The organism is Marinimicrobium alkaliphilum (genome assembly GCF_003259155.1).
GTDB lineage: Bacteria > Pseudomonadota > Gammaproteobacteria > Pseudomonadales > Cellvibrionaceae > Marinimicrobium_A > Marinimicrobium_A alkaliphilum.
This window is the reverse complement of sequence record NZ_QGMQ01000002.1, coordinates 67,477-86,204: the sequence shown is the minus strand read 5'-3', so window position 1 is coordinate 86,204 and position 18,728 is coordinate 67,477. Positions and strand designations below refer to the sequence as shown.

General features: G+C 59.6%; 17 protein-coding genes and 1 tRNA gene. 12 read left to right on the top strand and 6 right to left on the bottom strand.

From position 1 onward, the window contains the following. Position 1: 1 nt before the first annotated feature. Entirely contained in the window at positions 2–1,369 is a 1,368-nt protein-coding gene (locus DKW72_RS03785) for an ATP-binding protein (protein ID WP_232522307.1), read from the top strand. Positions 1,370–1,527: 158 nt separating this feature from the next. Here DKW72_RS03785 and DKW72_RS03780 read toward each other — a convergent pair whose 3' ends face one another. Together DKW72_RS03780 and DKW72_RS03775 are read right to left on the bottom strand one after the other, a co-directional pair. Continuing rightward, a complete protein-coding gene (locus tag DKW72_RS03780) occupies positions 1,528–2,163 on the bottom strand; it encodes a TorF family putative porin (RefSeq protein WP_111641001.1) in 636 nt (211 codons plus the stop codon). A gap of 236 nt (positions 2,164–2,399) precedes the next feature. Beyond that, positions 2,400–3,323 (bottom strand): DMT family transporter, encoded by a 924-nt coding sequence (locus DKW72_RS03775; RefSeq protein ID WP_111641000.1) that lies wholly within the window; start codon positions 3,321–3,323, stop codon positions 2,400–2,402. Positions 3,324–3,706: 383 nt separating this feature from the next. Between DKW72_RS03775 and DKW72_RS03770 the strand changes: the two genes are divergently transcribed. Continuing rightward, positions 3,707–4,939: a multifunctional CCA addition/repair protein gene (locus DKW72_RS03770; RefSeq protein ID WP_111640999.1), complete on the top strand. Its 1,233-nt coding sequence runs from the start codon at positions 3,707–3,709 to the stop codon at positions 4,937–4,939. After that, positions 4,932–5,678 (top strand): pteridine reductase, encoded by a 747-nt coding sequence (locus DKW72_RS03765; RefSeq protein ID WP_198411210.1) that lies wholly within the window; start codon positions 4,932–4,934, stop codon positions 5,676–5,678. The genes DKW72_RS03770 and DKW72_RS03765 overlap by 8 nt, the downstream gene beginning before the upstream one ends. Here the strand turns inward: DKW72_RS03765 and folK are convergent. Genes folK through tsaD form a run of 3 tightly spaced genes read right to left on the bottom strand, consistent with a single transcriptional unit; the run spans position 5,675 to position 7,610 of the window. Then, positions 5,675–6,190, bottom strand: a complete 516-nt coding sequence (gene folK / locus DKW72_RS03760) for a 2-amino-4-hydroxy-6-hydroxymethyldihydropteridine diphosphokinase (RefSeq protein WP_111640997.1) — start codon at positions 6,188–6,190, stop codon at positions 5,675–5,677. The two genes, DKW72_RS03765 and folK, sit on opposite strands and share 4 nt — an antisense overlap. Then, entirely contained in the window at positions 6,187–6,546 is a 360-nt protein-coding gene (gene folB / locus DKW72_RS03755) for a dihydroneopterin aldolase (RefSeq protein ID WP_111640996.1), read from the bottom strand. Before folB ends, folK begins: the two co-directional genes overlap by 4 nt. 35 nt (positions 6,547–6,581) lie before the next feature. Next, positions 6,582–7,610: a tRNA (adenosine(37)-N6)-threonylcarbamoyltransferase complex transferase subunit TsaD gene (tsaD, locus tag DKW72_RS03750; protein WP_111640995.1), complete on the bottom strand. Its 1,029-nt coding sequence runs from the start codon at positions 7,608–7,610 to the stop codon at positions 6,582–6,584. A 219-nt stretch (positions 7,611–7,829) separates the two neighbouring features. On the opposite strand from tsaD, the gene rpsU reads away from it, so the two are divergent. The 9 genes from rpsU (at position 7,830) to DKW72_RS03705 (ending at position 17,116) form a co-directional block, all read left to right on the top strand. Beyond that, complete coding sequence (rpsU, locus tag DKW72_RS03745; protein ID WP_111640994.1) at positions 7,830–8,045, top strand: 30S ribosomal protein S21; 216 nt, start codon at positions 7,830–7,832, stop codon at positions 8,043–8,045. A gap of 57 nt (positions 8,046–8,102) precedes the next feature. Next, on the top strand, positions 8,103–8,555 hold the full coding sequence (locus DKW72_RS03740) for a GatB/YqeY domain-containing protein (RefSeq protein ID WP_111640993.1): 453 nt from the start codon (positions 8,103–8,105) through the stop codon (positions 8,553–8,555). 95 nt (positions 8,556–8,650) lie between these two features. Further along, complete coding sequence (dnaG, locus tag DKW72_RS03735; RefSeq protein WP_111640992.1) at positions 8,651–10,687, top strand: DNA primase; 2,037 nt, start codon at positions 8,651–8,653, stop codon at positions 10,685–10,687. Positions 10,688–10,768: 81 nt separating this feature from the next. Then, complete coding sequence (gene rpoD / locus DKW72_RS03730; protein ID WP_111640991.1) at positions 10,769–12,616, top strand: RNA polymerase sigma factor RpoD; 1,848 nt, start codon at positions 10,769–10,771, stop codon at positions 12,614–12,616. A 73-nt stretch (positions 12,617–12,689) separates the two neighbouring features. Further along, positions 12,690–12,766, top strand: a tRNA-Ile gene (locus tag DKW72_RS03725). A 395-nt stretch (positions 12,767–13,161) separates the two neighbouring features. Next, on the top strand, positions 13,162–13,767 hold the full coding sequence (locus tag DKW72_RS03720) for a trimeric intracellular cation channel family protein (RefSeq protein WP_111640990.1): 606 nt from the start codon (positions 13,162–13,164) through the stop codon (positions 13,765–13,767). A 46-nt stretch (positions 13,768–13,813) separates the two neighbouring features. Continuing rightward, entirely contained in the window at positions 13,814–14,524 is a 711-nt protein-coding gene (locus DKW72_RS03715; protein WP_111640989.1) for a TVP38/TMEM64 family protein, read from the top strand. A 115-nt stretch (positions 14,525–14,639) separates the two neighbouring features. Beyond that, entirely contained in the window at positions 14,640–16,178 is a 1,539-nt protein-coding gene (locus DKW72_RS03710; protein WP_198411209.1) for an alpha-N-arabinofuranosidase, read from the top strand. Between the two features lie 161 nt (positions 16,179–16,339). Continuing rightward, the gene (locus tag DKW72_RS03705; protein ID WP_111640988.1) at positions 16,340–17,116 is read left to right on the top strand and encodes a 4'-phosphopantetheinyl transferase family protein; all 777 of its coding nucleotides are present in this window, start codon (positions 16,340–16,342) and stop codon (positions 17,114–17,116) included. Here DKW72_RS03705 and DKW72_RS03700 read toward each other — a convergent pair. After that, a complete protein-coding gene (locus DKW72_RS03700) occupies positions 17,113–18,459 on the bottom strand; it encodes a GGDEF domain-containing protein (protein WP_111640987.1) in 1,347 nt (448 codons plus the stop codon). The genes DKW72_RS03705 and DKW72_RS03700 overlap by 4 nt on opposite strands. Between the last annotated feature and the right edge of the window lie 269 nt (positions 18,460–18,728).

The following is an 18,728-nucleotide window of genomic DNA, read 5'->3' as shown; positions in this document are numbered from 1 at the left end:
CGTGCGCGTGCGCTCCCTTTCAACCCGCCTATTGATGGCCTCGGCCGTATTGATGCCGGTGTTTCTGGGCCTGACCGGCGTTTTTCTGGACAATGCCTTTCAGCGCAGCCTGCAGACCGCCACCGAAGAGCGGATGCGCGGCCAACTGTATCTGCTCTTCAGTGTTGCGGAAATGAGCGACAATGGCGACATTCCGAGCCTGCAGATGCCTGCCGCTCTGATCGAGCCGGAATTCGAGCGTTTTGACTCCGGACTCTATGCGTTTGTCTATGATGAGAACGATCGCCTGTTATGGCAGTCCGGCTCGGTCGGGCTAAAGCCGGACCCCGTGGCCCGCCTCAACCCGACCCGTCAGCCGGGCGACCTGGTAATGCAGTCGCTAAATTACGACGGCGAACGCTTCTTCGCCGCGCAGTTCGATATTATCTGGGAAGACGACGACGGCGACACCCACCCTTTCCGCTTTGTGGTACTGCGCAATAAAGCCATCTATATGGCCGAGCTGGCCGCTTATCGCAACCACCTGCTGAGCTGGCTCGTGGCCGCAGGTCTGTTGCTGCTGATCGGTCAGGGCATCATCCTGAAATGGGGGCTCCGCCCCCTGCGTCGACTGGCGCGGGCGCTGCACCTGATGGAGCGCGGCCAAAGCAACCGCCTGGGGGGCCACTACCCCACCGAAATGCAGGAGGTGGTCGACAACCTGAACCAGGTCCTTGCGCGCGAAGAGGCCATGCGTCAGCGCTACCGACACAGCCTGAGCGACCTCGCCCACAGCCTGAAAACACCGCTCGCCGTACTCCAGTCCAGCCTGGACCAACCCGCAGACGATTTGCGGGCCACTGCCACCGAGCAGGTCTCACGCATGAGCCAGGTGGTCAACTACCAGTTACAGCGCGCCATGTCCGAACAACAGCAAGGGATGCATCAGCGAGCTAAACCTGCCGCGGTCATCAAACGCCTGAGTAGCGCACTGGATAAGGTGTACCGGGAAAAGTCCGTCTACTGCGAAGTGGACATCGACAAGAGCCTACACGTTGCCGCCGACGAGCAGGACCTGATGGAAGTGCTCGGCAACATGCTCGAGAACGCCTACAAATACTGCCGCCATCAGGTCAGGGTAAGCGTCCAAGGCCGGGCCGGGAACCAAGTCTGCATCAGCATCAGCGACGACGGCCCGGGCGTGCCCGAAGACGAGCGCGAGCGCATTCTTCAACGCGGCCAGCGTCTGGACACCCTGCAGCCCGGCCAGGGGATCGGCTTGTCGGTGGTTATCGATATTGTCGACAGCTACGGCGGCAACATCACGGTGACCGATGCAGAGCTGGGCGGCGCTGAATTTACGCTGATTTTGCCGGCCGGCAGCACTTAGAACCTAAAGATTAAAACCAAAAAAAACCACCCGCTTGGGTGGTTTTTTTTGGCTCCATCCCCTCTCATAAAAAGAGCCGACCCAAAGGGCCGGCAAGGGAGACAGATGCATAACGTCCGTTCAGAAAACCCGGGCTTCCTGCCCGGGGTAAAAGCTGTTTAGAACTCGATCGGCAAGCTGAAAGACACCAGGAATTTAGGCTCGTCGTTCAGGTCCGGATCGTCGGCATCATCAACCACCAGACCCAGAGTGAAGCTCAGGTTGTCATTGTAGTTGTAGGTGATGTCAACGTGAGAATAGTCATCTTCATGCAGACCGTAGGCGAAGGTGAAGTCACCTACATCAACGCCAGCGACAACGTACCAATACTCATCCAGATCTTCCAGACCGTGGAAATAGGTCAGAGAGAAGGCGCTGTAGCCGAGGCCCAGGTAGGCTTCAACATTGTCACCCGGTGATTGCTCGGTTTCCGGATAGACATAGGTCACGATACCCAGGTCGTAGGAAAAGTCGCCGTAGTCGCCCGCATAACCCAAGTAGATGTCATACTCAGTACCCTCAGAGGCATCACCTGAAGAGGTCCACAAACCGGCGTAGAAACCGTTGGAGCTGATGCTCAAATCACCCCAGATGGCGGCACCACCGCCCAGATCCTGACCACGCCAGTAGTACATGCTGGCAGCGCCCACCTCGGCAGAGACTTCCGTTTGAGCGTGAGCAACCGGCGCTACAGCACATACGGCCAGAGCAGATGCGGCGATAGAGCTGGAAAGAAATTTTTGCTTCAAGTTCATGAGTTCTTCCTCTAAGTGTAATGGCAGTACTTGGTTTTCTAATGGAGCTATTCGATTCCATACCGAACGAGCTTATCCGGTAAATAGCAGGGACCGCGCCAACTTTTATATTTACTTAAAAAACAATACGTTATACGTATTTCTGGCATTTCTACCCAGTATCCCGAAACCATGACGCACCATTACAGTGCGACAGTGCCCGGTATCCCGGCACACCGTGCACCAATTTAATGCAGCTATTTCAGCGCCAATTCTGTCGATGATTGGCGCCGCTTACCACGGCGCTGCAACCACTGTCTGGGCGAGAATTCCAGATACACGGTCAACGCCACCAGTACCAATACTGATCCGATCAAGACTGACAAGGTCAGCCTCTCGCCCGCCACCCAGGCACCAAGCAGCAACGCCAGCACCGGGGTTATCAAGGTGGTGAGCGACACCGCGCTGGCCGAGGTGTGTTTGAGCACATAGAAGAACAGGGTAAAACCCACCAGCGACCCCATCACCGCCAAATAAACCACCGCACCAGCGGATTTGACCGATACCGCCTCGGGCGCCGCGCCATCGAGCAACCACCAGCACAGCAGTAACCCCGGCACGGCAAACAGCAGAGCGCCCGCAGCCTGATTGAAAGGGTCCACCGTCGTATTCAGACGCTTGAGCGAGACACTGCTGAACGAAAAAAGCACACTCGACCCGAGAATGCCCAACATGCCGATGGCCGCTTGCACATCAATGCGCCATTGCTCGGAAAAAATCACCGCCAAACCGGCGACCGCCACCACCAGGGCCAGGACCCGACGGCGGGTAAACGGGTTCTGACGCAGAATCAGCAAGGTCATCAAACCGGTGACAAAAGGCGAGAGTGCGAACACCACGGCAATGACACCAGAGGGAATAAACTGCGCGGACCAGTACACCAGGGGCATATTGGGAAAGATGCCGATCGCCGCCGCCAGATAGACCTTCCAGGCACCGGGTTGAGCAAACAGCGCCGGCCGGTTAAACAAGGCATTAATAATCAGGGCGAGCACCAACGCCAACACCATGCGGGCGCTGGCGGCGGCGACAAAACTCAGGCTGTCACTGCTCCATTGAATACTGAGCGGCGTAGTGGCCCAAATCAGTATCACCAAAATAAATCCAATTGCGATCGTCATGACACACATCCTGTTGTGAGCGCGTACCGCCGGCGGGATTTTTGAGGAAGGAAAAACAAAAAAGCCGCAGGCGGTTGGCGCTGCGGCTTGGGGTAAATTCAATCAGGTATCACTGAAACTCATTGCCAAATCCCCTGCCGCAGCCCACGTGCACGCACCACCGCGCGCCATAGGGCGTGCAGTGCGACGGAACGAATCACTGGGGTCATACAGTTCATGGGGTAGCTCATGGTCAAATCAGTTCAGAGAACGGCGGCGCTCGCGAAAGCGGCCCCGAGTTCACTGAGTCTAAAACAATCGGCAGCCGCCAACAATAAGCAGATCGCGCTTTTTTATGTCAAACTCATCGTCTTTTCAGAAAAGAGTGGATTCAGACGAAAACCATGCAGATCTATCGAGTTGGTGGCGCCGTGCGCGACAAGCTGTTGGGTTACCCCCATCACGAAAATGATTGGGTGGTGGTCGGCGCTCAACCGGATACCCTGCAGGCTCAGGGTTTTAAACCCGTGGGCAAGGACTTCCCGGTGTTTCTGCATCCGGAAACCAGAGAGGAGTACGCCCTGGCGCGCACCGAGCGCAAAAGCGGTCACGGCTACGGCGGCTTCACCTTCCACTGCGCACCGGATGTCACTCTGGAGCAGGACCTGCAACGCCGGGACCTGACCATCAACGCCATGGCCGAAGACGACCAGGGGCGCGTGATCGACCCCTGGGGTGGACAGGCCGACCTCGCCGCAAAAGTCCTGCGCCACGTGTCTCCGGCCTTTGTGGAAGATCCTCTACGGGTCGTGCGGGTTGCACGCTTTGCCGCCCGCTACGCCCACCTGGGGTTTACCATCGCCAAGGAAACGGCCACGCTCATGCGCGACATCGTCGCCGCGGGAGAAGTGGACCACCTGGTGCCCGAGCGGGTCTGGAAAGAAACCGAGCGCGCCCTGGGTGAAGCCCAGCCGCAGGTGTATATCTCAGCGCTGCGCGAGTGCGGCGCCCTGGCCCGACTGATGCCGGAAGTCGACGCGCTTTTTGGCGTCCCCCAGCGAGCCGAGTACCACCCGGAAATCGACACCGGCATTCACACCCTGATGGTACTCGAGCAGGCCGCACGCCTGAGCGACGACACCCAGGTGCGCTTTGCCGCCCTGACCCACGATTTGGGCAAAGGTGTGACACCGCAAAGTGAATGGCCTCGTCATATTGGTCACGAAACCAGGGGCCTGCCGCTGGTGCGGGCGCTGTGCGAACGCTTGAGCGTTCCCAAAGACTACCGGGAACTGGCGCTGCTGGTGAGCGAATTTCACCTGCACTGCCACCGGGCCGCCGAGCTGAAGCCGGCTACCCTGCTCAAGGTGCTCAAACGTACCGACGCCTTGCGCCGCCCTGGGCGTTTTGAGCAGTTCCTGTTGGCCTGCGAAGCTGACGCCCGGGGGCGCACCGGGTTTGAAGACCGCAGCTACCCCCAGGCAAAACTTTTTCGCCAAGCGTTGAGCCAGTGCCAAGCCGTCAACGTAAAGGACTTGGTCGCCCGCGGCTTGTCCGGCAAAGACCTGGGCGACGCGCTTGAACGTGAACGCCTGCTGGCGTTAAAGACCCTGTCAAAGGATGCCCTCAATGACTGACGTGATTCCCGTCGCCCTGATTACCGGCAGCGCCAAACGCCTCGGTGCGCAAACCGCACGTACGCTCCACGCCGCCGGCTACCGGATTGTGCTGCACTACCGACACTCGGCCAACGATGCCGAACAACTGGCGGCAGACCTCAACCGGACGCGCCCGGATTCCGCCGTGGCCCTTCAGGCTGACCTGAACCAATCGACTGACGTCGAACAACTCGCGCGTGCGGCGCTCGCCCAATGGCAGCGCCTGGACGCGCTGATCAACAACGCCTCGAGCTTTTTTCCGACGCCGGTGGGCGAAGCCACCGAGGCGCACTGGGACGACCTGATCAACAGCAACCTCAAGGCGCCGTTTTTTCTCGCCCAGGCGCTCGCACCAGCCCTGCGTGCCAGCGGCGGGACCATCGTCAACATGGCGGATATTCACGCCGACCGACCTCTGAGCCAACACCCGATTTACTGTGCCGCCAAAGCCGGTAACGTCATGCTGACCAAGTCACTGGCGCGCGAGCTCGCGCCCGAGGTGCGCGTCAATGGCATCGCACCGGGCGCCATTCTGTGGCCGGAAAGTGACGCCGACATGAGCGAGGATGCCAAACAGGGGATTCTGCACAAAGTACCGCTGGGGCGGGAGGGACACCCGGACGACATTGCCCGGACGATTTTGTTTCTGGTGCGCGACGCACCCTATATCACCGGGCAAATTATCGCCGTCGACGGTGGTCGCTCGCTGGCAGGCTAAAGCGCGGAAGAAATCACCTGCCCCTGCCAGACAAAATCCACCGGCCACAGGCGCTGGCGGTTTTTGTCATAGTCGAGCCAGAGCTGACGATAGGCTTTGCCCGCGACCGGGTGGAGGGTATCAGGGGCAATTTCCGCCAGGGGCCATAGCACAAAGGCGTTTTTGGTAATTTCATCCCGCGGCAGATCTACCCCGGCCTCGGAGCCGACGAAGTCGCCATAGGTGAGAATATCGATATCCAGGGTTCGGGAACTGAACTTCGGGCCTTTCCGACAGCGGCCATTATCATCTTCTATGGTTTTCAGAACGTCAGACAATTCGGCAATGGACAGCGCCGTATCTATGCCCACCACCAAATTGTAAAAATTGCTTCCGTCGAAGCCCACAGCCTCGCTTTCAAACACCGAGGAGATACTCAGCTCACCGAATTGGGCCCGCAGGGCATCAAGGGCCGCGAGAATATGCTGCTCGCGCGCCATGTTGCTCCCCAGACTCAGGTAAACCCCTGTCATTGCGGTTTTTCCCCCCGCTCGATAATCAGCCCCACATCACGCGCACCACGCAATGCACCCGGCTTACTCAAGCGCAGACGCACCCAGGGCACGCCGAACTCGTTGCGGATAATCGCGGCCACCTCTTCTGCCAATGATTCTACCAGCAAGGCATCCCGGTTTTCGACATAGGCAATCAGGCGTTTGGACACTGCCTTGTAGTTGAGCGCGTACTGGATGTCGTCGGTCTCGGCGGCTTTGCGGATATCCGCCGCCATGTCCAGGTCCAAACTCACTGTCTGCTTGACCTGCCGCTCCCAATCATAAATGCCAATAATGGTTTCGATCTGTAAATCACGGATATACACAATATCCATAGACGCGCCTCTTGTGGGGAAACTACTTTCATTGATTACAGCGGCGGCAAGCTGTCGAGCGGCCAGCGCGCCTTGACGTTCACCGCCAGACTCTCACGCTGCCCCGCCATCAGACGCTGGCAGCCCGCATAGGCGATCATGGCGCCATTGTCGGTACAGAACGCCGGGCGCGCGTAGTACACCCGCGCGCCGATTTTACCCAGAGCGGCCTCCAGCTCCGTCCGCAGGCGGGTATTGGCTGACACGCCCCCGGCGATAATCAGGGTTTTCAGGCCGGTTTGCTCCAGCGCCCGGCGGCATTTGATCGCCAGGGTACCCACAACCGCCTCCTGGAAGGCGTGCGCGATGTCCGCGCAGGTCTGCTCGTCGGGCAAGCCATCGACCTGCGCATGCTCGGCCACCGTGTTCAGGGTGTAGGTCTTGAGCCCGCTAAAACTGAAGTCCAGCCCCGGCCGGTCAACCATGGGCCGGGGGAAGGTGAAGCGCCCAGGCGTACCGCGTTCGGCGAGGCGCGCAATATGCGGGCCACCGGGGTAATCCAGGTCGAGCATCTTGGCGGCCTTGTCAAAGGCCTCGCCCGCCGCATCATCCAGGGATTCCCCCAGCATTTCGTACTGACCAATACCCTTTACTGCCACCAACTGGGTGTGGCCACCGGAGACCAGCAGGGCCACAAACGGGAACGCTGGCGGCGACGCCTCCAGCATCGGCGCCAGCAGATGACCCTCCATATGGTGGACGCCCACCGCCGGCACCCCCCAAGCATACGCAAGGGCGCGCCCGAGGGATGCCCCCACCATCAGGGCACCGATCAAACCCGGGCCCGCGGTGTAGCAAATGGCGTCTATATCTTCCTTTTGGGAGCCACACTCGGCCATCACCTGCTCAATCAGGGGCAACAGCTTGCGCACATGGTCGCGCGAGGCCAGTTCGGGCACCACGCCACCATACTCAGCATGCAGGTCGATCTGACTGTAAAGGGCGTGCGCCAGCAGACCCCGCTCGCCATCGTAAATGGCGACCCCGGTCTCGTCGCAGGAGGTTTCGATACCCAGTACGCGCATAGCTTTGCCCCTTGCCAAACCCTGACAGAATGCCTGAAAGAAAGGGGCGTATGATAAAGGCGCGCGGCGCCACCCGCCAGTGCCCAAAGGATTTGTTACCTGGAGTACAATTGACAGTTGCAGCGGGCACGGTAAATGGTTAGAATCTGCGCCCCTTAGGAACCCGACCGTACAACTCGAGGCAACGGCGGGCTGAATTGACCCAGTAAAGGTAAAAGCATGCCTTCAGTAAAGATTAAAGACAACGAGCCGTTTGACGTAGCCCTGCGCCGTTTCAAGCGTTCTTGCGAAAAAGCCGGCATTTTGGCCGAAGTTCGCGGCCGTGAGTTTTACGAGAAGCCCACCTCCGTGCGTAAGCGCGAGCGTGCAGCTGCCGTTAAGCGTCACGCCAAGAAACTCCAGCGCGAAACCAAGAAGTTTCAGCGCCTGTATTGATTGGGTGCGGGCCACTCAGCGCCCGCCCCGGTCAATTTTGCCCTCGGGAGCAGCCCCATGTCCGGCTCTGAGCTAAAAGCACAGATCAACGCCGCCGTTAAGGATGCCATGCGCGCCAAAGAAAAAGAGCGCCTGGGTGTCCTGCGTCTGACTATGGCGGAGTTCAAACGCATCGAAGTGGACGAGCGCATCGAACTGGATGACGCTCGGGTGCTGGCTGTGCTCGACAAGATGCTCAAGCAGCGGCGCGATTCTGCCCAGCAGTATATCGATGCCGGTCGCGAGGAGCTCGCCGCTCAGGAACGCTTCGAGATCGGCGTCATTCAGGAATTTCTCCCCCAACCCCTGAGCCTCGAAGACATCGACCGGATGATCGACGCCGCTATCGTCTCCAGCGGCGCCAGCACTATGCGCGAGATGGGTCAGGTAATGAGCCAGCTCAAGCCTCAGATGCAGGGGCGCGCCGATATGGCCGAGGTCAGCAAGCGCATCAAAGCCAAACTCGGCTGATCCCTCCCCCGCGGCCACTGCACCAGAGCGCCGCTGGTCACTTTATGACACAATAACCCGACGTCCTTTCCTCGACGCAATTTTGTGACGACACTATGGCCGGCCTGATTCCACAAAACTTTGTCGACGACCTGCTCGACCGCCTCGATATCGTCGAGGTTGTGGATCATCGCGTCAAGCTGAAGAAGACCGGCAAGAACTACAGCGCCTGCTGCCCGTTTCACGACGAAAAGACCCCCTCCTTCACCGTCAGTCAGGACAAACAGTTCTACTACTGCTTTGGCTGCGGCGCGAGCGGCAACGCCATCGGTTTTTTGATGGAATACGAGCGCCTGAGCTTTCCCGACGCCGTGGACAGCCTGGCCCGAGTCGCCGGGCTCGAAGTGCCCCGGGAAGAACGCAGCGCCGCTCAGGAGCAGCGCGCCGAGCAGAAAAAGAACATTTACACGCTGCTGGAGAAGGCCGACGACTACTACCAGAATCAGTTGCGTCACCACCCCAGCCGCCAAAAGGCCGTGGACTACCTCAAGCGCCGCGGGCTCGACGGGCGCACAGCCAAGGATTATGGCGTCGGCTTTGCTCCCCCGGGCTGGGACAACCTGCTCAAGGCCCTGGCGCAGACCGAGGAAGACAAGCAACTGCTGATCGACGGCGGCATGCTCATTCACCAGGCCGAGCAGAAAAAACTCTACGACCGCTTTCGCCACCGGATCATGTTCCCCATCCGCGACACCCGTGGGCGGGTCATCGGCTTCGGTGGCCGGGTGCTGGGCGACGACAAGCCCAAGTACCTGAACTCCCCGGAAACCCCGGTGTTTCACAAGGGCCAGGAGCTCTACGGGCTGTTCGAAGCGCGCCTGGCCTACCGCAGCCTGCCGCGCCTGCTCGTGGTCGAAGGCTACATGGACGTGGTCAGCCTGGCCCAGTTCGGCATCCGCTATGGCGTTGCCACCCTGGGCACGGCCTGCGGCGAGGACCACCTGCGTCGGGCCTTCCGCTACACGCAAGAAGTCGTTTTCTGCTTTGACGGCGACAAGGCGGGTCGCAACGCGGCCCTGCGTGCGCTGGAAAGCGCGCTGCCAGTGATGGAGGATGGGCGCACGGTCAAGTTCCTGTTTTTGCCCGACGGCGAAGACCCGGATACCCTGGTGCGCCAGATCGGACCGGACAAGTTCACCCACATGATCGAGCTGGCCGTGCCGCTGGAAGACTTTTTGTTCGATGCGGTGTCAGAAGATTTGAATATACGCTCCATGGACGGGCGCGCTACGCTCAGTAAACGGGCCGCCCCTATGCTGGCAAAATTGCCCAAAGGTGTGTTCCGGGAATTGATGTTCGACAGCCTCGCGACCCGCACCGGCCTCAACCGGCGTACACTGCAGGAGCTGATCAGCGCGTCGACGAACCGGGCCAGCCCGCCCGCACCGGAAACGCCCGCACCGGAAACGCCCGCGCCTTCAGAAGCGCGCCCGAGTGCACCGCCGGCTGCGCCACTGCACACCGACGATCCGGGCCCCGGGGCCCTTGCTCCCGACCGACCGGAAGGCGCGGCCGACGAGCCGCCACCGGATTACGACGGTTACTTCGAGGGCCTGCCAGATAACCCGTTCGCCCCGGAAGCCGAGGCCCGCGCACCAAGTAAGTACTTGCTTCGACCAGCGCGCAAGGCCCTTGGGCTACTCTTGGCTCACCCGGCGCTGGCGGCCGAGCTTGAGCTGGGCGATCTGGACGAAGCACTGGCCCGGGACGAGCCCGAGCTGGTGCAACTGCGCCAACTCCTGGCCCTACTGCGCGAACGCCCCCACTACCGGCTCTCGCATATCATCGGCTTCTGGCAGGGCACCTACGGGCCAGACGCCACTGAAACCCTGGCGGCGATTGCCGGTCACGACCTTTTGGCTGCCGCCAGCGCCATAGCCCGGCCCCGGCCGGATAAGGCCGCCAAGGCCGAGTACGACGCCGCCAGCGCATTGCGCGACTGCCTGACCGGATTGCGCCGACAACTGAGCGAGGAGCGCCGACAGGCGTCGCTGGCACGGCTCAAGCAGGCCGATTTCGGCCAGCTCAGCGCCGAGGAAAAAAAGCAGCTGGTCGACCAGGCACTGGCCGGTAAAATCACCCCCGAGGGTTGATTTTATGGAATCCGGGCCAATAGTTACGTTATAATCGCGCGCTTTGCATTTCTATCACCTCCACACGTTACAGGGTACCGAATGGCTGACGACGCTAAACAGCAACAGTCTCGCATCAAAGAGTTGATTGCCCGGGGCAAGGAACAGGGTTACCTGACTTACTCCGAGGTCAACGACCACTTGCCGGAGGACATCTCAGATCCCGATCAGGTCGAAGACATCATTCAGATGATCAACGACATGGGTATTCGCGTCTACGAAACCGCACCAGACGCCGAAACCCTGCTGATGACCGACGGCGAAGCCTCGCCCGATGAGATTGCCGCCGCCGAGGCCGCCGCCGCACTGGCCGCCGTGGAGACCGAAGCCGGTCGCACCACCGACCCGGTGCGCATGTACATGCGCGAAATGGGTACCGTGGAGCTGCTCACCCGTGAGGGCGAGATCGCCATTGCCAAGCGTATCGAAGAGGGCGTACGCGAGCTGATGCACGCCCTGGCCTACTGGCCCGGCGCCGTTCAGCAGATCATTGACGAATTTGATCTGGTGGAAAAGGAAGAGCGTCGCCTGCCCGACGTTATCATCGGCTGGCTCGATCCTCACGACAACATCCCGCCGGCGACCCCGCGCAGCGATGACAGCGCCAGCACCAAAGCGTCTGATGACAACAACGATGACGATTCCGATGAGCCGGAGGAGGAAGAAGAAACCACCTCCGGTGTCGATCCGGAAGAAGCCCGTGCGCGCTTTGCCGACTTGCAAAAACAGCTGACCAAGGCCGAAAAAATCGCCGCCAAACACGGTCGCGAAAGCAAACAGGCCCAAAAAGAACTGACCGCCCTCGGCGAACTGTTCAAGTTCTTCAAATTGCCGCCACGCCAGTTCGAACCCATCTACACCCAGGTGCGCATTATCCTGGAGCGCGTTCGCCGCGAAGAGCGCGCCATCATGCGTTTGTGTGTGCGTCACAGCAAGATGCCGCGCAAAACCTTTATGAAGGAATTCCCGGGCAACGAGACCAACGAAGCCTGGATTCCCGAGATCATCAAGAAGAAGCGCGATTACTCCGACGCCCTGCGCGGGGTTGAGGGCGATATTGCCCGCGCCCAACGCAAGTTGCAGCAGATCGAGGAAGAGAGCGGCCTGACCCTGATGTTGATCAAGGACATCAACCGCCGCATGTCCATCGGTGAGGCCCGCGCCCGCCGCGCCAAGAAAGAAATGGTGGAGGCCAACTTGCGTCTGGTGATTTCCATCGCCAAAAAGTACACCAACCGCGGCCTGCAGTTCCTGGACCTGATTCAGGAAGGCAACATCGGCCTGATGAAAGCCGTGGACAAGTTTGAATACCGTCGGGGCTACAAGTTCTCCACCTATGCCACCTGGTGGATTCGCCAGGCCATCACCCGCTCCATCGCCGACCAGGCGCGCACCATCCGGATTCCGGTGCACATGATTGAGACCATCAACAAACTCAACCGTGTGTCCCGCCAGATGCTGCAGGAGATGGGCCGCGAGCCCACCCCGGAAGAGCTGGGTGAGCGCATGGAAATGCCCGAAGACAAAGTGCGCAAGGTGCTCAAAATCGCCAAAGAGCCGATCTCCATGGAGACGCCCATTGGCGACGACGAAGACTCGCACCTGGGTGATTTTATCGAGGACACCACCATTGTGTCACCGATTGAGTCGGCCACCACTGAAGGCCTGACCGAAGCCACCCGCGAAGTCCTCGCGGGCCTGACTGCCCGGGAAGCCAAAGTACTGCGCATGCGTTTCGGTATCGACATGAACACCGACCACACCCTGGAAGAAGTGGGCAAGCAGTTTGACGTGACCCGCGAGCGCATCCGCCAGATCGAAGCCAAGGCGTTGCGCAAGTTGCGTCACCCGAGCCGCTCCGATCACCTGCGCAGCTTCCTGGACGAGTAACCTCCGGCCCGCACTGCGGGCCTGCCGCTGGCCACCGCCCGCCGGTGGCCTTATAATGCGGCCTCTTTTTTACGGGCCTATAGCTCAGCTGGTTAGAGCAGTCGACTCATAATCGATTGGTCGCAGGTTCAAGTCCTGCTGGGCCCACCATATCGCCTTGCGGCGCTCCACCTGTTCTTGACACGGTGCGTCGCACACGGCTTGGCTCCACCCTGCTGGGCTTCACCCTATCGCCTTCGGCTCATGTTGAGCCTCAGCGGACTACGCCGGCCACAAGGCATTATCCGGATCAGTGCCTCACTGTCGGATTACGGCTGCGCCTAATCCGACCTACACAAACATCGGCACACCGCCTCCCGTAGGTCGGATTAGCCGCAGGCGTAATCCGACACCAGAGGCACATGGTCCCTCGTAGGTCGGATTAGCCCACAGGGCGTAATCCGACACCTGAGGCACCCATCCCTGTAGGTCGGATTAGCCCGCAGGGCGTAATCCGACACATCCCGCAACCAGACCCACCGGCAGCGGCACACAACGGAGACCCCATGCTGCTCTACTACCTCGACCTGGCCGGTGTTGCCGTATTCGCAGCCAGCGGTGTGCTTGCTACGCGCGAGCGCAATCTGGATGTCTTTGGCATGCTGGTCGTGGCCACGCTCACGGCCATCGGCGGCGGCACCTTGCGCGATCTGCTCCTGGGGCGCCATCCGATCTTCTGGATCGTCGACCACTGGTATCTGGCCACCATCGCCATGGCGACGCTGATCACGCTCATCTACCTCAGCCGTCGACCTCCCCCCGGCCTATTATTTCTGGCCGCTGACGCCGCAGGACTCGCGATTTTCGCGCTCTCCGGCGCGCAGTTGACGCTCGCGGCGGGTCACTCGCCGATGATCGCGGTGGTCATGGGCACCATGACCGGGGTGTTTGGCGGCATCTTGCGCGATGTCATCACCGCCCACGTACCTCTGGTGCTGCACAAGGAAGTTTATGCCACAGCAGCCATCGTCGGGATCCTGGTCTATCTGGCCTTGCGGGCCTTGTCGGTGCCGGAAACCGGTGCCTTTTTCACCGGCGTCGCCGTGGTCTTCGCCCTGCGGATGCTCGCGGTTCGCTGGGGCTTGAATCTACCTTCCCTGCCCCGCCAATAGGTGACTAGCGGGTTGGTAGTTTGTCCTCCAGTCCTCTAGAATACAGATGAGACCGATAACAGGACGCAATAGCCCTTTTATGGACCAGCCGGATCCGCAGGAACAGGAACAGAGACAACACACCCGTACCGTTGCCATCGTGGTGGGACTGGCGCTGCTGTTCCTGGCGTTTACTTTTACCCCCCTGACGCCCGCCCACATCATGGGTTGGGGTGAATCCGCCGCGGATAAGCCTTGGGCCATCGCCCTGATCCTGATCACCATGGCGGTAATGATGAGTCTGGGTCTGCCGGGCAGTATGTGTCTGTGGCTAATAGCGCCGTTTCACCCGCCCCTGACGGCCACTCTGCTCTTGGTGGCGGGCAGCCTGGCCGGTGCCCTCGGCGGCTATGCCCTGAGCAGCCGCCTGCGCGAAGCGGCCCCGCGTACCCGTATCGGCCAACGGATCTACAAACTGCTGACCGAGCGCGGCGACCTGCTGACCCAAACCGCCCTGCGTATGCTGCCGGGCTTTCCCCACGTGATCGTCAACTTCAGCGCCGGCCTGCTGCGCCTGCCACTGCCCACCTTCATCGCCGCCACCGTCATTGGCCTCTCAATCAAGTGGTCAGTCTACTGCAGCGCCATCTACGGTGCGCGCAACGCCATACAGGCGGAATCGGCACTGGATGTCTCCACCCTCCTGCCCTTGGGTATTCTGGGCATTCTGGTGCTGATCAGTGGCCAGTTCCGGCACCTCGGTAACCCGAAGGATTAATCCTTCCGATCTTTAATATCCTTTACCGTTTTCAGACTGGTCCTGCGCTCCCGCGGCATGATATTGTACTTATGACTATTATGTTCCAGCAATAATAACCCGACGGGATAGAACGATGAAACGACTCAGCACCCTGCTGCTCACCGCCAGTCTGGCGCTCCCAACGGCCAGCGCTCTGGCAGAAACCCACCGTATGACCATTGATACCCAAGGCTCTGCGGGTGAAATCAGTCGACACCTTTACGGTCAGTTTGCCGAGCACCTGGGGCGCGGCATTTACGACGGCTTTTGGAAAAAGGATGACCAAGGCGAGTATGTGATTCGCCAGGACGTGGTCGAGGCGCTCAAGGCCATCGCCATTCCCAACCTGCGCTGGCCCGGCGGCTGTTTTGCCGACTACTATTTTTGGCAGCACGGTATCGGTCCCAAGGAGGAGCGCCCCTCAGTGGTCAACAACCTGTGGGGCGGCGTTACCGAAAATAACGCCGTCGGCACCCACGAATTTATGGCCCTGGTGGACGAGCTGGGCACCGAGCCAGTCGTAGTCGGCAATGTCGGCAGCGGCACCGTCCAGGATATGGCCGACTGGTGGCAGTATATGAACCACCCGGGCGAAAGTCCCATGTCGCGCCTGCGCGCCGAAAACGGCCGGGAAGCCCCCTGGAATGTGGAGTACTGGGGCGTGGGCAACGAGAGCTGGGGCTGCGGCGGCAACATGCGTCCTGAGTACTACGCCGATCTCTATCGCCGTTACGCCACCTATCTGCACCCCTATGAGAATGTTCGCCCCTTCCGGGTCGCAGCCGGGGCGGCCGGTGACGATTACCACTGGACCGAAGTGATGATGAAACGCGCCGGCGATATGATCGATGGCCTGGACCTGCATCACTACACCATCCAGGGCGACTGGGTGACCCAAAAAGGCCAGGCAGTCGACTTTGACGAGAGTGACTGGTTCGAACTGATGGAGCGCACACAAGAGATGGAAGAGCTGCTCACCCGGCACATCGCAATCATGGACAAGTACGACCCCGAGCAGCGCGTATGGCTGATCGTGGGTGAATGGGGTACCTGGCACGAACAGGAAGAGGGCTCGATTCCCGGCTTCCTGTATCAACAGAACACCCTGCGCGATGCGCTCACAGCCTCCGTTACACTGGACACCTTCCATCGCCACCTGGACCGGGTCAAAATGGCCAACATCGCGCAGACCGTGAACGTGCTGCAGGCCATGATTCTCACCGATGGCGAACAGATGATCCTGACCCCCACCTACCATGTGTTCGATATGTACCAGGTGCACCATGACGCTCAGGCCTTTCCCATAGCGCTGGAGACGGGCGAGTACACCTACGCGAGTCAAAGTCTGCCAGCACTGAGCGGCACCGCTTCGCGCGACAACGAGGGCCGGATTCACATCAGCCTGACCAATATCGACCCGCACATGACCCGCACCGTCGAGATCGAGCTGAAAGGGATAGACGTGACAGGAGTGACCCGTGGCCGAATTCTTGTTGCCGATGAGATGAACGCTCACAACACTTTTGATGACCCCGACAAGCTGATGCCGCGCCCCTACAATCGGGCCCATGTCCGTGGCGACAAGTTGATCGTGCCGGTGCCCGCCAAATCCCTGATTACACTCGAACTCTGACCTTCCTGACAAAAACTGTGCGGCGCGGGTTCGCCGCACAGTTTTTTGCTCAGCTATTCGGCAATACATTGATCGACACACACCAGCGGTTGACGCTCGCACCTGCGCCGGGTTTGACTATACTCACAGACATCTACTCAGCACGACCGGAACCACTGATTATGAAGCTACTGCCCCTGAAAACTGTGCACATCTGGCTGGTTGATCTGCGCACGGTCGACGACGAGGCGCTGATCGCGCAATACGGCGAATGGCTCAGCGATGAAGAACAACAACATCTGGAGGATGCCAGCAATAGCCCGGCGGTAAGGCGCGAACGCCTGATCTCGCGCGCTTCAGTGCGCTGGTGCCTATCCCAGTACAGTGACAGTATCAAACCTGCGCAGTGGGAGTTTGAGCGGGACCAGAAAGGCAAACCCAAGCTTGTGAACACTCAGCTGCCCCTGAGCTTCAGTGTCAGCCACAGCGGTGACTGGCTCGCCATCGCCGTTACCGGCGAAACCACCATCGGCGTCGACATCGAGAACAGCAGTCGCGCCGCCAACTGGCGCGCGGTCGCCAAGCGCTTCTTTGCCGAAAGCGAAATCGAGGCGTTGGAGAAAAGCCCCGAGCAGCGCCGGCGGCAACATTTCTTCGAGCTCTGGACACTCAAAGAGGCCTACTTCAAAGCCCGTGGCACCGGCATTTCCGCCGGCCTGGCCAAGCCCGAGTTTCATATCGACAACAACGGCAGTATTCACGTCCACTTTGACCCGAGCCTGAACGATAACGACAAGGACTGGCAGTTTCATCACTACCACCTGGGCGACCACTACAGTTTGTCGGTGGCACTGAAACAACACCACGCTCAGGATGCCGACACCCACTTTATAAAAGCCATCCCGGGCAAGCAACGTTACGATCTTGAGGAGGAGGCATACCGCATTATTCTGCGCTAACGGGACACCTCGGCCCGATCCCTGCCCGCCCCTTTGGCTTTGTACAGCGCCTCATCCGTGCGCGAGAAAATCTGATCCAGGCTTTCCTGCGAACGCAAGGTCGCCACCCCAAAGCTGGCGGTGACTCGGCCCGGTTCGCCAAAGTCGTGGCTGGCAATCAACTGGCGTAACTTTTCGGCCAGGTTCGCCGCGTCGTAGAGCGACGTGTTGCGACACACCAACAAGAACTCCTCACCACCCCAGCGGGCAAAAATATCACTGTCGCGGATATTGGCTTGCACGAGCCGCGTCAACCCGGTCAGTATCTGGTCACCCACCCCGTGACCAAAGCGGTCGTTGACTTGCTTGAAGTGATCCACGTCGAGCAGAATCAATGACAACGGCTTGCCTTGACGGCGATACTCCTCAAGACCGACCTTGATTGCACCTTCAATGCCCTCGCGGTTAAACGCCCCCGTCAGCGGATCGGTACGCGCCTTTTCCTCCAACGCCCGACCGCGGGAATCGAGCAGCCGGTTAATTTCCATCAGTTCGCGCTCGCGCCAGCGGCGACGCCTGATTTCGCCTTTCAATACCAGCGTACGCGACCCCAGGAAGATCAGGGCCGCAGCGAGCCAGACCCCAACGATAAACTGGTACCACTGCTCGGTGGTAAGGATCTGACCGGTAAAGGTGATGTTACCCAGCTCAAAACGGTGCTCTCCGGGTATGGCGGTAGACCCCGTTTGCACCTCAATCACAACAATATTATCGAACTGCGGATGCCCCATCGCTGGCGACAGGCGATAGCGCTGAAACCACCAGTTGGCGACAAAAAAGTCTGCCATCGCAAATTCCAGGGGGTCACCGCCGCTGGCGAGTGCCGCATTGAATTCGATTTGATTGTACTTGGTAGAGTCGTTGACCTGGGGAATGCTGTACGCGGTATCGAAGTTGCGTAAATAGAAGCGAATGGTCTCGGTCGGCCCCTCGTAGTTCAGGTCGATACGAATGCGATCGTACCTGCGCAGGTCAATGCCGCTTTGACGCTCAAGATCCAGGATCAACTCGAAACCGCAAAAGGTATAGGGTCCCTGATCGGCAAGCTCGCAGCGCCACTGCATGGCATGCGGATCGGTAATGATCGAGGAACTGCGCCCGCCTTCGCCCGAATCATCGTAGCTGGCCACATAGCCATCATCTGCTGTGAGAGTCAGGCTGGTCTCGAGAATCGGGCGCTCCGCCACGATCGCCATCAGTGTCAACAGCACCAGCACCGCCAAACCCACTTCCAGACCAAATTTGCCCCGCTGGCCGCCGTGACCAGGCAGCGTGTGGGGTGTCCGCTTATTGTTTTTTGCCATGATCACCGCCGTCACATAAAGTCATATAAACCATAACGTGTTTGGGGCTGGGAAGAAAGGATCTTTACACTTGCGCCTGGCATATTTTCCCGCATTATCACCTGGAAATTATAGCATTGGGGGCGCATGATTGCTTTGGCAATTATCATACATATTATTGAAATGGGGGTTCCCGACGCAGCCGTATCCGTATCACCCAACCAGAGCTTTACAAATGTTTACTTTTGCAGATGCTTGTAAAAAAGTCCTGGTTGCCAAACTATGGGGGT

Bases quoted from the DNA above. Each gene is read 5' to 3' on its own strand.
- DKW72_RS03715 (WP_111640989.1), top strand. From the start codon at position 13,814: ATGAGACCGATAACAGGACGCAATAGCCCTTTTATGGACCAGCCGGAT.
- DKW72_RS03780 (WP_111641001.1), bottom strand. From the start codon at position 2,163: ATGAACTTGAAGCAAAAATTTCTTTCCAGCTCTATCGCCGCATCTGCT.
- DKW72_RS03700 (WP_111640987.1), bottom strand. From the start codon at position 18,459: ATGGCAAAAAACAATAAGCGGACACCCCACACGCTGCCTGGTCACGGC.
- DKW72_RS03705 (WP_111640988.1), top strand. From the start codon at position 16,340: ATGAAGCTACTGCCCCTGAAAACTGTGCACATCTGGCTGGTTGATCTG.
- folK (WP_111640997.1), bottom strand. From the start codon at position 6,190: ATGACAGGGGTTTACCTGAGTCTGGGGAGCAACATGGCGCGCGAGCAG.
- DKW72_RS03710 (WP_198411209.1), top strand. From the start codon at position 14,640: ATGAAACGACTCAGCACCCTGCTGCTCACCGCCAGTCTGGCGCTCCCA.
- folB (WP_111640996.1), bottom strand. From the start codon at position 6,546: ATGGATATTGTGTATATCCGTGATTTACAGATCGAAACCATTATTGGC.
- tsaD (WP_111640995.1), bottom strand. From the start codon at position 7,610: ATGCGCGTACTGGGTATCGAAACCTCCTGCGACGAGACCGGGGTCGCC.
- DKW72_RS03720 (WP_111640990.1), top strand. From the start codon at position 13,162: ATGCTGCTCTACTACCTCGACCTGGCCGGTGTTGCCGTATTCGCAGCC.
- rpoD (WP_111640991.1), top strand. From the start codon at position 10,769: ATGGCTGACGACGCTAAACAGCAACAGTCTCGCATCAAAGAGTTGATT.
- dnaG (WP_111640992.1), top strand. From the start codon at position 8,651: ATGGCCGGCCTGATTCCACAAAACTTTGTCGACGACCTGCTCGACCGC.
- DKW72_RS03775 (WP_111641000.1), bottom strand. From the start codon at position 3,323: ATGACGATCGCAATTGGATTTATTTTGGTGATACTGATTTGGGCCACT.
- DKW72_RS03765 (WP_198411210.1), top strand. From the start codon at position 4,932: ATGACTGACGTGATTCCCGTCGCCCTGATTACCGGCAGCGCCAAACGC.
- DKW72_RS03770 (WP_111640999.1), top strand. From the start codon at position 3,707: ATGCAGATCTATCGAGTTGGTGGCGCCGTGCGCGACAAGCTGTTGGGT.
- rpsU (WP_111640994.1), top strand. From the start codon at position 7,830: ATGCCTTCAGTAAAGATTAAAGACAACGAGCCGTTTGACGTAGCCCTG.
- DKW72_RS03740 (WP_111640993.1), top strand. From the start codon at position 8,103: ATGTCCGGCTCTGAGCTAAAAGCACAGATCAACGCCGCCGTTAAGGAT.